The 13,295-nt window shown below is 42.6% G+C and carries 13 protein-coding genes; 9 read left to right on the top strand and 4 right to left on the bottom strand.

Translation table 11 applies throughout. The annotated features are described in order from the left end of the window. Position 1 precedes the first annotated feature (1 nt). The 4 genes from HNW13_RS15645 to HNW13_RS15630 are packed head-to-tail and all read left to right on the top strand — an operon-like array spanning position 2 to position 3,100. Positions 2–553 carry a hypothetical protein gene (locus tag HNW13_RS15645; RefSeq protein WP_162022068.1) on the top strand — a complete coding sequence of 184 codons (552 nt, stop codon included), beginning with the start codon at positions 2–4 and terminating at the stop codon, positions 551–553. Further along, a complete protein-coding gene (locus HNW13_RS15640; protein ID WP_192114008.1) occupies positions 553–1,533 on the top strand; it encodes a COX15/CtaA family protein in 981 nt (326 codons plus the stop codon). Before HNW13_RS15645 ends, HNW13_RS15640 begins: the two co-directional genes overlap by 1 nt. Positions 1,534–1,546: 13 nt before the next feature. After that, complete coding sequence (gene cyoE, locus HNW13_RS15635) at positions 1,547–2,458, top strand: heme o synthase (protein WP_101084879.1); 912 nt, start codon at positions 1,547–1,549, stop codon at positions 2,456–2,458. 45 nt (positions 2,459–2,503) lie between these two features. After that, entirely contained in the window at positions 2,504–3,100 is a 597-nt protein-coding gene (locus HNW13_RS15630) for an SCO family protein (protein ID WP_243756326.1), read from the top strand. Between the two features lie 17 nt (positions 3,101–3,117). Here the strand turns inward: HNW13_RS15630 and HNW13_RS15625 are convergent, their stop codons facing one another. Next, positions 3,118–4,176, bottom strand: coding sequence for a polysaccharide deacetylase family protein (locus HNW13_RS15625; protein ID WP_192114007.1), 1,059 nt, complete (start codon positions 4,174–4,176; stop codon positions 3,118–3,120). 14 nt (positions 4,177–4,190) lie between these two features. Between HNW13_RS15625 and HNW13_RS15620 the strand changes: the two genes are divergently transcribed. The 3 genes from HNW13_RS15620 to HNW13_RS15610 all read left to right on the top strand — a co-directional run bounded on the left by HNW13_RS15620 (position 4,191) and on the right by HNW13_RS15610 (position 7,916). Beyond that, complete coding sequence (locus HNW13_RS15620) at positions 4,191–5,534, top strand: MATE family efflux transporter (RefSeq protein ID WP_192114006.1); 1,344 nt, start codon at positions 4,191–4,193, stop codon at positions 5,532–5,534. A 71-nt stretch (positions 5,535–5,605) separates the two neighbouring features. After that, positions 5,606–7,540 (top strand): S9 family peptidase, encoded by a 1,935-nt coding sequence (locus tag HNW13_RS15615; RefSeq protein ID WP_192114005.1) that lies wholly within the window; start codon positions 5,606–5,608, stop codon positions 7,538–7,540. A gap of 46 nt (positions 7,541–7,586) precedes the next feature. Continuing rightward, a complete protein-coding gene (locus tag HNW13_RS15610) occupies positions 7,587–7,916 on the top strand; it encodes an FKBP-type peptidyl-prolyl cis-trans isomerase (protein ID WP_182743379.1) in 330 nt (109 codons plus the stop codon). A 108-nt stretch (positions 7,917–8,024) separates the two neighbouring features. Here HNW13_RS15610 and nfuA read toward each other — a convergent pair whose 3' ends face one another. Both nfuA and HNW13_RS15600 read right to left on the bottom strand, forming a co-directional pair. Further along, positions 8,025–8,603: a Fe-S biogenesis protein NfuA gene (gene nfuA / locus HNW13_RS15605; protein ID WP_101084874.1), complete on the bottom strand. Its 579-nt coding sequence runs from the start codon at positions 8,601–8,603 to the stop codon at positions 8,025–8,027. 271 nt (positions 8,604–8,874) lie between these two features. After that, on the bottom strand, positions 8,875–9,681 hold the full coding sequence (locus HNW13_RS15600) for a ComF family protein (RefSeq protein ID WP_192114004.1): 807 nt from the start codon (positions 9,679–9,681) through the stop codon (positions 8,875–8,877). Positions 9,682–9,724: 43 nt separating this feature from the next. Between HNW13_RS15600 and bioH the strand changes: the two genes are divergently transcribed. Then, positions 9,725–10,531: a pimeloyl-ACP methyl ester esterase BioH gene (gene bioH, locus HNW13_RS15595; protein ID WP_192114003.1), complete on the top strand. Its 807-nt coding sequence runs from the start codon at positions 9,725–9,727 to the stop codon at positions 10,529–10,531. A 77-nt stretch (positions 10,532–10,608) separates the two neighbouring features. Beyond that, positions 10,609–11,115, top strand: a complete 507-nt coding sequence (locus tag HNW13_RS15590) for a hypothetical protein (protein WP_101084871.1) — start codon at positions 10,609–10,611, stop codon at positions 11,113–11,115. On the opposite strand, the gene HNW13_RS15585 is transcribed toward HNW13_RS15590, so the two are convergent. After that, a complete protein-coding gene (locus tag HNW13_RS15585) occupies positions 11,107–13,143 on the bottom strand; it encodes an LTA synthase family protein (RefSeq protein ID WP_192114002.1) in 2,037 nt (678 codons plus the stop codon). The genes HNW13_RS15590 and HNW13_RS15585 overlap by 9 nt on opposite strands. Between the last annotated feature and the right edge of the window lie 152 nt (positions 13,144–13,295).

The raw sequence follows: 13,295 nt of genomic DNA, 5'->3' as shown, positions 1-13,295 counted from the left end.
AATGAACTCCCTACCGAAAAAAAGCAATAAAGCACTACTGGTCTTACTGCTGGTATTTATTTTACCGGTTGCCTTAGCCAAATTAGTGTTAAGCCTAGAGCTGTATAACGGAGCAGCAACCAACAAAGGGGCGCTGATCGCTCCCGACATAAACTACACCAACTTAGCCATGGAAAACCCTAAACCTCATGCATGGCAAGTACTGTTTTTTCTACCCGAAACCTGCAATGAGCAATGCCAAGAACGGCTGTACATTTTACACCAAAGCTATATTGCCCTGGGCAAAGATAGGGATCGTGTTACCCCAATCATTGTAGTAAACAGCCACAGTGACACCAAAATTCTCAAGCAATTAAATATCTCATTTGACCAAGCAAACGCCAATGACGCACTTGCTGCACTACTGACCAATCAACAGCTTATTATTGTCGACCCTCTCGGTAGCTTAGTCATGCAATATGACAACGTAATAGGTCACGACGCCAATATTGCTCAGGGCAAAGCCATGATTGCTGATTTACGCAAAATGCTTAAGTTGTCGAGGGTTGGCTAATGGCAATACAGCGATTAATCAAATTCACTTTAGTGTTTACCTTGGCCGTTATTTTAATGGGCGCCTATACACGTCTGTCTGATGCTGGATTAGGTTGTCCTGACTGGCCAGGCTGTTACGGCCATTTAGCGGTGCCGAGTGCAAGCCATGATTTAGCCAATATTGAAAGTCGATTTCCTGATGCTCAAATTGAGCCAGAAAAAGCTTGGCTTGAAATGATCCATCGCTATATCGCAGGTACTTTGGGGTTAATGGTTTTAGCCATTCTAATTATGTGCCTTAAACAGCCGCAAGCACCCAAAAAACTGCCCGTTTTTATTGCGGTACTCATTGTGTTTCAAGCCGCATTGGGAATGTGGACTGTCACCATGAAATTAATGCCTGTTGTAGTAATGGCGCACCTTATAGGCGGTTTTAGTTTATTCGCCTTGTTACTGCTGTTATATCTGCGGCTTAAACCATTAAGGATCCCCGGAGGTGATACCTATGCGCGTAAGCTCATTCCGTTAGCACTAATCAGTTTGGGTGTATTAGTCATTCAAATTATACTCGGTGGCTGGACCTCATCAAATTACGCAGCGCTTGCCTGTACCACCTTGCCCATATGTGAAGGTAATTGGGTCGATAATTTACGTTTAGCCGATGCTTTTTCACCATTCCAAGGCGATCACCCCAGTTTTGAATTTGGCGTTTTAGACTATTCCACCCGCATGACCATTCATGTCAGCCATCGAATTTGGGCCGTGGTAACCGCCATAACGCTAATCGTACTTGCACTCAAATTACGCTATGCACAATCACATATAATGCGTAACAGTGGTTACTTATTAGTGTTACTGGTCATCGCTCAAGTCGGACTGGGTATTAGTAATGTGGTGATGAATTTACCTTTAGGCATCGCAGTATCACACAATGGAGGCGCAGCCTTATTGCTGCTTACCTTAGTCTTTATTAATTACGCCCTGTTGCGTAAAGCATAAGTGAGGATCAACCATGACAAAACCTCTTACTATTAGTCAGGTTCAACCTAAGATAACTCTACAATGGCGCGCCTATTTTGAAATGACCAAACCCAAAGTCGTAGCACTTATGCTGCTTACAGTGTTGGTCGGCATGTGTTTATCCGTGCCTGGCATTGTACCGTTACAACCTTTGGTTGCGGGAATGGCAGGCATTGCGATGATGGCAGGCTCTGCGGCGGCGTTTAATCACTTAATTGATCGTAAAATCGATGGTTTGATGGCTCGAACTTATAATCGTCCGCTGCCTAAAGGAAAAATCTCCAGCATTAAAGCGGCAACCTTTGCGGTGTCGCTCGGATCACTCGGCTTTGTGGTGTTATATACCTTAGTTAATCCCCTCACAGCTTGGTTAACCTTTGCCAGTTTAATTGGTTATGCCTTGGTGTATACCGCCTATCTTAAACGGGCGACCTCACAAAATATTGTCATTGGTGGCTTAGCCGGCGCTATGCCGCCATTATTAGGCTGGACCGCAATAACCAATGAACTGCATGGCTACGCTCTGCTTCTGGTTATTATTATCTTCACTTGGACTCCACCGCATTTTTGGGCATTAGCCATTCATCGCCGTAAAGAATATGCCAAGGTCGATATTCCAATGTTACCGGTGACGCATGGGGTAGAATTTACCAAAACCTGTATTTTGCTTTACACCATTTTATTAGCCATTGCCTGTCTACTACCCGTTTTAGTCGGCATGTGTGGTCCAATATATTTGGTGGGTTCAACGTTACTGAGTTGTGGTTTTATCTATAAAGCGTGGCAGTTAAAGTTTCATGACTATCCAGAGCTGTCTATGCAAGTATTTAAATTCTCAATTTATCATTTAATGGTGTTATTTATTGTATTATTAGTTGACCATTACTTTTGGGTAAACGCTTAAATTAGAAAGGAAAATATATTGAAAATAATGATAGCGGTAGGGCTAATGTTATTAGCCCTAGTGGGTGGTGTCGTTTATCAACAGACGCAAACAGAGCCTATGCCATTGGCGACCAGTTATGTATTTGAGCAGCAGCGCCCATTAGCACCATTTACATTAGCAGACCAATACGGCAATGCGTTTACTAACCAAACGTTACAAGGTAAATGGAGTTTGTTCTTTATTGGTTACACCGCTTGCCCGGATGTATGCCCTACCACTCTGAATAAACTCGCAGCGGCATATCCACAACTGCAAAAAATAGCCAGCAATGTACAAGTGGTGTTTGTGTCAGCAGACCCTAAACGTGACACTCAAGCTAAACGATTAGATTACATAAACTTTTTCAATAAAGATTTTAAAGCCGTCAGTGCAGAACACGCCGATTTGTTTCCATTTAGTCGTGACTTAGGCTTTGTGTATGCCATGGTGGGAGACAACAGTGATTACCAAGTAGACCATAGCGCATCGTATGTGTTGGTTTCACCAAGAGGGGAGAAAATAGCAGTATTTAAACCCAAACCACAGCCTGGTCAGCTCGCACAAATTCTTAATGCTGAGCTCATTGCTGACTTTAGCCAAATCGTTCAATCTTGGCACTAGCCATTTACGTAATATCGTTACTCTTCGAGCCATTGACCATTATCTTGCGGGCGGATCCACGCTTGTGAAAACCAATAATAGCCCGTTTTTGTTTTGCTGGGCGCTGTGCAGTTATAGCGTGAACGACCGGGTGCCAAATCTGATGATGCTTGGATAGATAAGCGATTTTCACTTAACCAAATAGGTTTCTTCGGTCCTTGGCCTTGAATAAAACACATCACTTGATGTGGATAAATATCCTGCGTATCAAGAGTTAACTCTAATTTAGGTCGCCACTTACCTGATACCAATAATGGATCGCTGATGTTCTGCTTAATCACCGGCATTGGTAAACTGGAAAACTTAACCGTTAAACTCGCTAAATCAGCATAAGCATTGGCAACCGGAAAGCGCGGTAATGCCGTTAGTGAAGCATATTCCCCTGCGGCACCAGATTGCTGACCAAAGCCAACAAAGCCCTGTTTCGTCAAAATTGCTTCTAATTTGTTAGTGTATTCACCATACGGGTAGGCAAACATTTTTACACTTTGGCCAGTACGTTTTAATATTTCAGCTTCTGTCGATAAGATATTATCTTCGACACGGGCTTGCCATTGGGCTTGGGTTTCTTTGCCTTGACGACGAATTAAATGTTCGTGTCCCCAGCTGTGGTTGGCAATCGTCACGCCTTGATCGGATAAGGCAGTAATGTCTTTCCAACTCATCATGCCCTTGAAACCGGCATCGATGGGGGCAACAGAAATAAACACAGTATACGGAAATTGATGTGAGGCTAGAATGGGCGCAGCATTGTTGATAATGCTGTCATAACCGTCATCGAAAGTAATCACAATACGTCTATCGGCTATTGGCGTGTTATGCTTTATTGAATCAACAGCTTCAGCTAATGAAATCACGGTAAAATCATTATCAGCCAAGTACTGCATCTGTTCAGCAAACTGACTTGGCGTCACACTCGTGCTTTTGGGGGTATTTTCCGACACGTGGTGATATTGTAAAATGACCACCGCATTGGCATCAAAATGCAATACACTCAAGCTGAACAACACCAACAATAAAGCTATTTTTTTAACCATGATTATCCATACCTATGTCAGTTAGCGCATTACTATTAAACCGCCAAAAAAATCGTCAATTATTGGCTTTAGCGACACCAATGATACTGTCGAATATCACCATTCCGCTATTAGGATTAGTTGATACTGCGGTGATTGGTCATCTTGGACAAGCTTACTATCTTGGTGGCGTAGCACTAGGCAGTACCATTATCACCTTAATGATTTGGTTACTCGGCTTTTTACGCATGTCCACCACCGGGTTAGTCGCACAAGCCTACGGTGCTAATGATACCTCAACTCAACAACAATTACTGATACAAGGTTGCAGCCTAGCATTAACCTTGGGAGTAGCTTGTGTAATATTACACTCTCCCATACTTGATTTAGCATTAAGCCTCAGCGATGCCAGCGAACAAGTGATGTTCTACTGCCGCCAATACGTCGAAATCCGAATCTGGTCACTGCCTTTTGCTCTCGTCAACTTAGTGTTATTAGGCTGGTTACTCGGACGCCAAGCGCCGAAAGCAGCCATGTGGCAATTAATTATCGCTAACAGCGCTAATATTATTCTCGATATTGTATTTGTCATCATCTTTAAATGGAATGTCCAAGGCGCTGCATTGGCATCGGTTATTGCTGATATCAGTGCTTTTTCAGTGGCATTGATTATGGTCAAACGCCAGCTAGTACATACTGGAGGGCTTAATTTAAGCCAGGTTATCGCCCATTTATCATGGCGCGGATATGCTCGTTTACTCACCTTAAACCGTGATATTTTTATCCGCAGTTTGTGCTTGCAAGCCGCCTTTAGTTTTATGACCTTTTATGGTGCCGGTTTGGGCGACAATACGATTGCCGCTAACGCAGTGTTGCTTAATTTACTCATGCTGATATCTTATGCGTTGGATGGTATAGCTTATTATGCTGAAGCCGAAGTGGGCCGCGCATTTGGTCAAAAAAATCCAACATTACTGCATGACAGTGTCGTATTGGCATTTTGCTGGTCGGCAATGGTTGCGGTATTATTTAGCCTGCTTTTTTGGTCGGCAGGACCATGGATAATTCAGCTATTAACCAATATTGAAGCGGTACAAAACGCTGCAAACAACTACTTAATCTGGCTCATTTTTATGCCTATCTTGGCATTTGGCTGTTACCTGTTTGATGGTGTGTATATTGGTGCAGCGCACGGGAATATTATGCGAAACAGCATGATAATTGCTACCTTTGGCGTTTACTTTCCGAGTTGGTACCTATTGCAAGATTGGGGCAACCACAGCCTTTGGGCTGCGATGTCAATATTCATGCTATGCCGAAGCGTGACTCTTGGTTGGCACTATTACTACAAACTCAGATATCAACTGGCGGCCGTATAATATATTGAAGACCTTGATATAAAAATGTAACATCCAAATAACATTTTTATATCGCATTACATGGACCTTTAATGAAACGGATTTTATGGCTTGTTGTTATTAGTTTATGTCTATTTTCGCTTAGCTCATTTGCCAAACCTCTGCCTATAGAAGCCTTTGCCAGCATCCCAGATGTCCGCTTTGTTAGCTTATCTCCAGACGGTAAAAAAATTGCGTCGCTCGTACGAGTCAGTACTAATGAGCTTGAAGGCCAAGTACTCACTATTCGCGATATTCAAACCAATAAAGATATTTATCCATTACAAACTGATAATCAGAAATTTGTCATTTTATCGTTAACGTGGGCAAATAATGATGTCATCTTAATCGAGTCTAAATATCCCGCCATCCGTCGAGGTGTTCCCACAACCGAAACACGGTTAATAAAATACTCACTGAGCGACAATAAAACCTCAAGTGTGTTTTCTAATCGTTCTCTATCGCGTTTTGTCGATTTACCGCAATTACAAGCATCGGTTATTGATTATCTTGACAACGATCCAGATCATATCCTCATGCAAATTCAAGGTTTAGGTTCTAAACCACAATATGAAAGCGTCGTTAAAGTCAGTTTAAAAACAGGCGGTATCAAGACTTTACAACCAGCACGTATGCACATTGGAAACTGGTTAACCGATAGGCAGCACAAAGTGCGTATTGGCATTTATCGCGATGACACTACCTACCGTATTTACGAGCAAAAAGGAGCGGGTGAAGATCTCCGCAAGTTATGGGAGTTCGAGGCTTTAGCAGAAGACGTAATTTGGCCTATCGGTTTTGACCATGACCCTAATATCTTATATATCAGCGCCTATCATCAAGGTTTTAAAGCCATCTTTAAAGTCAATTTAACTGACCCGACATTGACTAAAGAACTCGTTTCTCACAATGAAAATTACGATGTTGAAGGCTGGCTAGTGTATTCCGCGCTAAAACAAAAGGTCATTGGTTTAAGCACCGACATTGAAGGTGAATATCTGTTCTGGGACCAAGATTATATCAAGTTGAACAATGGTCTTACAACTGCATTACCAGAGTCACATAATGTGATCACTCAGTTCAGTGATGATGAACGTCGTTACATCGTTTATGCTACTGGCCCTATTGAATCTGGTGCGTATTACTTTGGAAATAGAGATCAAAAAGCACTTTACCCTATCGCTTACCGTTACAGCCAATTACCACCAGAAGTGTTATCTCAGCCACAAACAGTCCATTATAATGCTCGTGATGGTTTAGCCATTGAAGCCTTTCTCACTACTCCAAAAGACACTGACGCCAAAAACTTACCGACCATAATTTTCCCCCATGGTGGACCTATTAGCTACGACTCAACCACGTTTGATTATTGGGCGCAGTTTTTAGCTAATCGTGGCTATGCTGTACTACAAATGAATTTTCGAGGATCGTCAGGCTATGGCTTCAATTTCATGAGTTCGGGTCTTAAAAACTGGGGCCTAGAAATGCAAACCGACATTGAGGATGGTACTCACTGGCTTATCGAACAAGGTATTAGCGATCCTAAACGCGTGTGTATTGTCGGTGCCAGTTACGGTGGTTATGCCGCATTAATGGGCGTAGCTATCACCCCCGATCTGTATCAATGTGCCATTAGTGTCGCGGGCGTAACTGACCTTGAATATTTAGTTAAATCATCGCGTCGGTACGACAACAGCAAAATTGTTAAAAAACAAATTGGTGATGATTACGACGATTTGTATCAGCGCTCACCTATTAGCAAAGTAGCCAATATTAACGTGCCGGTATTATTAATCCACGGCACTAAAGATCGCGTGGTGCGAGTGCAACACAGTGAAGAAATGTATGATGCGCTTAAAGATTTACATAAACCCGTAAAATATATCGAACTGGAAAATGGCGATCATTACTTAAGTAATAATGAACATCGTCTTACAACATTCATTGCAATAGAACACTTCTTAGCGACCAATCTTGGGGTAAAATAACCTCAAATAACCTCAAATAGCCCAAGTCGTCACATATGAGAATACTATGACTCAAGAATTGATTATTACCGACATTGAAGTTGGCAACGGTAAAACCGCAGTTAAAGGTGCGCTAATTACCACTCGTTATAGCGGTCGATTAACCGACGGAAGTCAGTTTGACGCTTCAGATGCGTTTCAGTGTGTCATTGGCACGGGCAGAGTCATTAAAGGCTGGGATCAGGGTATTATTGGTATGAATGTCGGCGGCAAGCGACAACTATCAGTTCCGGCTCATTTAGCTTATGGAGAACGCCAGATTGGTGAGCGTATTCCAGCACACTCAGATTTATTTTTTGATATTGAATTACTTGAAGTACTCACTCGAGACGACTAAAGCCACTAGATGGCGAAAACCTAATCGATACCAACAAAAAACGCGACCTCATAATGAGGTCGCGTTTTTGTTTATTAGCTTTGTTAGTAGCAGTAATTCATCACGAGATTAGGCGTAAGAATGCTCGCCATGCTCATGCTCTGTCACGTCACGAACACCAGTCAATTCCGTTGGGAACATATCTAACAATTGCTTCTCAATACCATCTTTTAAGGTGATATCAACTTGCGAGCAACCGTTACACCCACCGCCAAACTGCAATACTGCAACACCAGCTTCGGTAATTTCTACCAGCATGATGTTACCGCCGTGGCTAGCAAGTTGTGGATTAATCTCTGACTGAATAATATATTCAATACGTTCAACTAATGGCGCATCTCCAGACACTTTGCGCATTTTTGCATTAGGTGCTTTTAATGTTAGTTGCGAACCAAGCTGGTCGGTTACAAAGTCAATGCTGGCATCATCTAAAAATGGTGCGCTCTTTTCATCGACCATAGCACTAAAGCCATTAAATGGAAGTTCTACATCATCAGCTTCAGCGGCATCAGGTGGACAATAAGACACACCACACTCTGCTTGTGCAGTACCTGGGCTGATAACAAACACACGAATGTGCGTACCTTCCGGCTGGTCGGCCAATAGTTTGACGAAATGGGCCTGAGCTGTATCGGTAATGGTGATCATAAAAACCTGCTCCGTCAGGGAATACCTGAGTAAATTAGTAAGAATTAGACCTATGATACTCTGTGTTGCATTGGCTTTGTAGTGTCAGTGGGATTTGATCTCGAAAAAATGATCCAGTTCAACTTTTTTTTACCCTAAAAAAACTGCAATGCCCCATATACCAAGAGTTACAAGACATATTAATTAATTGTTTTTATTTACAAAAAATCTTGTTATTACTCAAATCGAATTAATCTAACCTCAACCTAGATTAATCTACGCTTAAAAAGATTTAATCTAACAATCCCGGCGCTTCAGCACGCGCAAGGCACCAAGTTTGCACATGGACAAACTGTAGACTAAATAAACCTGCAATTTCATCTACGGTTGTTCCAGTAGTAACAACATCATCAATCAACGCAACACGCTGATACGTCATACTTGGTTGTAGTGCAAATGCACCATGGCAGTTTTTACGCCTCTGCTTACCCGCAAGTCCCGTTTGTGGCAACGTATCAACAATCCGAATTAAACAACGGTCATCTAGAGGAATATTCGTTAATAGGCTTAACTCTTTAGCAATGAGCCAAGCTTGATTAAAACCTCGCTGACGTAAACGATTGGGATGTAACGGAACGGGGATTAACACTTGTGGTCGCCTAATAATGCCATGCTTAATTAACAATGCGATTCGACAGGCTAGTTGCTGAGTTATCGCGTTAAGCGGTGCACATTGCTGTTGATATTTAATAGCAGCAATAACAGGTCCCAGCCCTTGATGATAACTACAAGGGGCTACCACCCAATTAGGGGTGTGTTTAAGGCATTTACCACAATAAGCCTGCAGCAACGCTATTTCGCGCCCACAACCTAAGCACACTTCGTGCTGATACAAACTTGCCGCTAGACACACTTGGCAAACACCTGTGAGCACTTGATTAGGGAACAATTGCTGATAACCCGTTTGATCTATCCTTTGCTGGCACAGCAAGCAACGGTTGGGTAAACTGCCTAGTAAAATGACCCTGGCACGCTGAAGGCGCTTGACGCATAAACGTAAGATATGGCTGATATCGATTGAATTATTGATTGGCGGCATTGGCTATTCATTCCATTAAATAGACTCAAAAGAGGTGTTAACCGTGAGTTTTCCTGCATTGCATATTGATACCGTAGGCTCACAAGGCCAAGACATCGTGCTATTACACGGTTGGGGTGTGAATAACCAAGTCTTTAGTCCATTAAAAAACGCATTGCACCAGTATAGAGTGCATTATGTTGATTTGCCGGGTTTTGGGTTAAGTCCCAATATCGACGGAGACATAACGCAATGGTCACAAGCACTTGCAGAGCAACTTCCACAGCAGGCGATTTGGATTGGTTGGTCGTTGGGAGGGTTAATCGCTAGCCAAATTGCCATCGATTACCCAGAGTCAGTGGCTGCATTAGTCACTATTGCCTCATCACCATGCTTTATGGCCCGCGAAAGTGTTATGGCTCACGAAAAAGACGACTCAACCCTATCTTGGGCAGGTATTCAACCTGATGTATTGGCACAATTTTCAAGTCAATTAAGTCGCGATTTGTCTCGCACTGTTGAACGGTTCCTGGCAATTCAAGCCATGGGAAGTGATAATCCAAAATCTGATATCCAACAAATAAAAAGCTTAGTGTTAAGCAAACCATTGCCGACACAACAAGGCTTATCACAAGGATTGGATATGTTAGCGCAAGTAGATTTACGCGCCACGATCACTCAAATACAGCAGCCATGGTTACGAATTTGGGGAAAGTTAGATAGTTTGGTGCCGAGAAAGATTATCTCGTCATTACCAAGCAGTGACAACATTGAAGATGTGCTGCTCCACAAAGCATCCCATGCACCGTTTATTTCGCATCCCGATGCATTTTTAAACCATTTATTACCGTGGATCACAAAATACCGCTAAAAATATCTTAATAGCACTTTAGCCTTAGCCAAATGTTGTCTATAATTTAGTCAAGGCGTCGTATTGACAAGGTCAACATGATAATTACCACTCATTATCCACAAGTACCGTTAGCAACTTCGAATGTTGCGACGGATCTTGCACGAGTGGACAATCAACAAAAACCGCCGATTATCCCGCCACAAGAACCGACAAAAGAACATGCTGAACGGTCATTAAACCAACAAAATGAACGCGCTACGCCTTACATTGTCGCGGAGAAAAAACAGCAGCAAGAGCAAGCTAAACGACAACAGCAAAGTGTCACACAACAAGCGGTAGAGTCTAAAGCAATTGCCTCGCCAGTCATTCGGCCTCAAGTCATTAGAATCATGGCTAGCCAAACCCCAGCGCTGCAACGTAAAGATATTCAACTAAAAACACAATCGACAAATGCTAAAACAACACCAGAGCCCCGTCAACGCCAAGCGCTAGACACTGGCATATCCAAAGCGACCTACCAACAATTCGGTCAACGGATTGGTCAATTTTATCAACAGCAATCCGCCCCAAATAATGAGTCTCAACTACAAATATTAGCGTGATACTTCTTTGGTAGCCATATCAGACAGTGTCGGTTTTGCCTCTGAATTAGCCGAACGATACAACATTTTGTTGTACGCTAAACTCCCCCACAATGCCCAACCTAACGCGGCTTCTGCTTGCGGTTCATTCAATGTGGTCGGAGTCAATTTTTCAGTCACAAAATTATAGGTAACACTTTCCGGTGGTAATTCAGGTTGTAAAATTGTCATTTTATTCCCCTCCAATAAACCAAAGTTTTTATCATATTGCATCATTGCTCGACCCGGCCAAGAGTCTGGCATTGTGGTTAAATCACGGCCTAGCATTGGATAGCTGTCCGAAATACCCAGCAACGAAATTAACGTCGGCGACATATCAATTTGGCTCACAACACGTGGATCGCGCTTCGCATCAATCCCATCACCTAATATAAGCCCAGGAATACGAAAACGTGACACAGGTATTAGTGCTGCGCCACCCACTCGACTGTCATGATCGGCCACAACGAGGAATAAGGTATCTTTCCAGTAATCTGATTTTTTAGCTTTTTTGAAAAACTCACCCACGGCATAATCGGCATATTTCACCGCGTTATGCATGGTATATTGCGGCTGTTCGTACAACTCAATACGGTCATCTGGGAACTCATACGGATCATGATTACTTGAGCTAAACACTAAACTAAAGAACGGTTTGCCCTCTTTGTGCATCCGCGAAAACTCTTCATCAGCTCTAAACAATAAATCCTCATCAGACACCCCCCAAGACGCTACAAACGCGGGGTCTTTATAGTCACCTTGATCAACTATATCGGTAAAACCATTGCCTAAAAAGAAGCTGCGCATATTATCAAAATGGCTTTCACCACCATAAATAAACTGCGTGGTATAGCCATGTTGCTTCAATAAATCAGCAATGGTAAAAAAGCCTGTTTGACTCTTCCCTAGTTTCACCACGGCGCGTGCTGGCGTTGGCGTAAAACCGGTTGTTACCGCTTCAATACCTCTTACCGAACGCGTACCAGTTGCGTATAAATTTTCAAAAAACCACCCTTGTTTAGAGAGTTCGTCAATATTAGGCGTTAACGGTAAACCACCTAAACTCCCCACAAAGCGCGCACCTAAGCTTTCTTGTAAAATGATCACAAGGTTCTTTGGTTTACCGGTATAGCTGGCTTGATTAAATGACAACGTCGGTATGGTTGATGAGGTAAATGCACTCAGTGGCCGACCGCTTTCACGACGCACAATATCGATCACTTTTGCGTCCGCTAACTTGCCATACACTTTCGATGCATCTTCTTCATTACTCATTTGCTTAATCGCAAAGATTAATGAGAAAGAGGAATTCAACACCAAAGAATTAACTAAAGGATCGTCAGAAAATGCCACTAATGAAGGATTAAGAGGTCGATGCCCCAACGATGAACGCGCACCTAGCACCGTAATAGCAATGACGATAACCGCAAGCACTGGACGCCAATACCATTTAGGAAAACGAATATATTGCGTTAATTTGCCACTTAACCACCAGCCACCCCATAAGGTACCCACGGTGATTAGCGCCGATAAAATAAGCTCGCCTTTACGCCCTGCCCATAACATCGATAACACTTCTTTTGGATAAACCAGATATTCAACATATAAACGGTTAGGTCTAAAACCATATTCAGCAATAAATGACGGCGATGACGCCTCAAGAAAAACCACCACCCATAAACCTAGTGTGAGCCATACGCGTAATATCGTCAGCCAAACACGGCCAACTAAATGCTCACCGGCAAACACTACGGTTCCGAGCGCTGCAATACCCCACAACCAACATAAAGAGGCAAAATCTACCCGTAAACCTTGCAATAAAATGTAGCCCCAACCTTGGGCATCGGATACTCGCTCAGCTTGCCATAAAGACATGCCAATACGGCTCAAACTCATAATAAGCAGAGAGATAACACTAAATATAACAATTGCTTGAAATAAATTATGCGAGGTCTTTTGTGTACCGAGTTCACTTGAACTACTACCAAGACCAAAGAAATTGACAGCCATTTATTGCTCCAAAATTATTATTATTTTTAGGCTTCATATGCAATTAAGTCCGCAACAAGCTACCCCAAATGTAATAACATAATTACTGGGTAATAGACTAGTATGCGTATCTTAAGGGCAACTTAAGCTTATCGTGTTACTGAAAACCTTGT

This window comes from Shewanella sp. BF02_Schw (assembly GCF_014596695.2).
Taxonomy (GTDB): domain Bacteria; phylum Pseudomonadota; class Gammaproteobacteria; order Enterobacterales; family Shewanellaceae; genus Shewanella.
This window is presented reverse-complemented; position numbering and strand designations above follow the sequence as displayed.

Coding starts and splice junctions, on each gene's coding strand:
- HNW13_RS15645 (WP_162022068.1), top strand. CDS start 2: ATGAACTCCCTACCGAAAAAAAGCAATAAAGCACTACTGGTCTTACTG.
- HNW13_RS15640 (WP_192114008.1), top strand. CDS start 553: ATGGCAATACAGCGATTAATCAAATTCACTTTAGTGTTTACCTTGGCC.
- cyoE (WP_101084879.1), top strand. CDS start 1,547: ATGACAAAACCTCTTACTATTAGTCAGGTTCAACCTAAGATAACTCTA.
- HNW13_RS15630 (WP_243756326.1), top strand. CDS start 2,504: ATGTTATTAGCCCTAGTGGGTGGTGTCGTTTATCAACAGACGCAAACA.
- HNW13_RS15625 (WP_192114007.1), bottom strand. CDS start 4,176: ATGGTTAAAAAAATAGCTTTATTGTTGGTGTTGTTCAGCTTGAGTGTA.
- HNW13_RS15620 (WP_192114006.1), top strand. CDS start 4,191: ATGTCAGTTAGCGCATTACTATTAAACCGCCAAAAAAATCGTCAATTA.
- HNW13_RS15615 (WP_192114005.1), top strand. CDS start 5,606: ATGAAACGGATTTTATGGCTTGTTGTTATTAGTTTATGTCTATTTTCG.
- HNW13_RS15610 (WP_182743379.1), top strand. CDS start 7,587: ATGACTCAAGAATTGATTATTACCGACATTGAAGTTGGCAACGGTAAA.
- nfuA (WP_101084874.1), bottom strand. CDS start 8,603: ATGATCACCATTACCGATACAGCTCAGGCCCATTTCGTCAAACTATTG.
- HNW13_RS15600 (WP_192114004.1), bottom strand. CDS start 9,681: ATGCCGCCAATCAATAATTCAATCGATATCAGCCATATCTTACGTTTA.
- HNW13_RS15590 (WP_101084871.1), top strand. CDS start 10,609: ATGATAATTACCACTCATTATCCACAAGTACCGTTAGCAACTTCGAAT.
- HNW13_RS15585 (WP_192114002.1), bottom strand. CDS start 13,143: ATGGCTGTCAATTTCTTTGGTCTTGGTAGTAGTTCAAGTGAACTCGGT.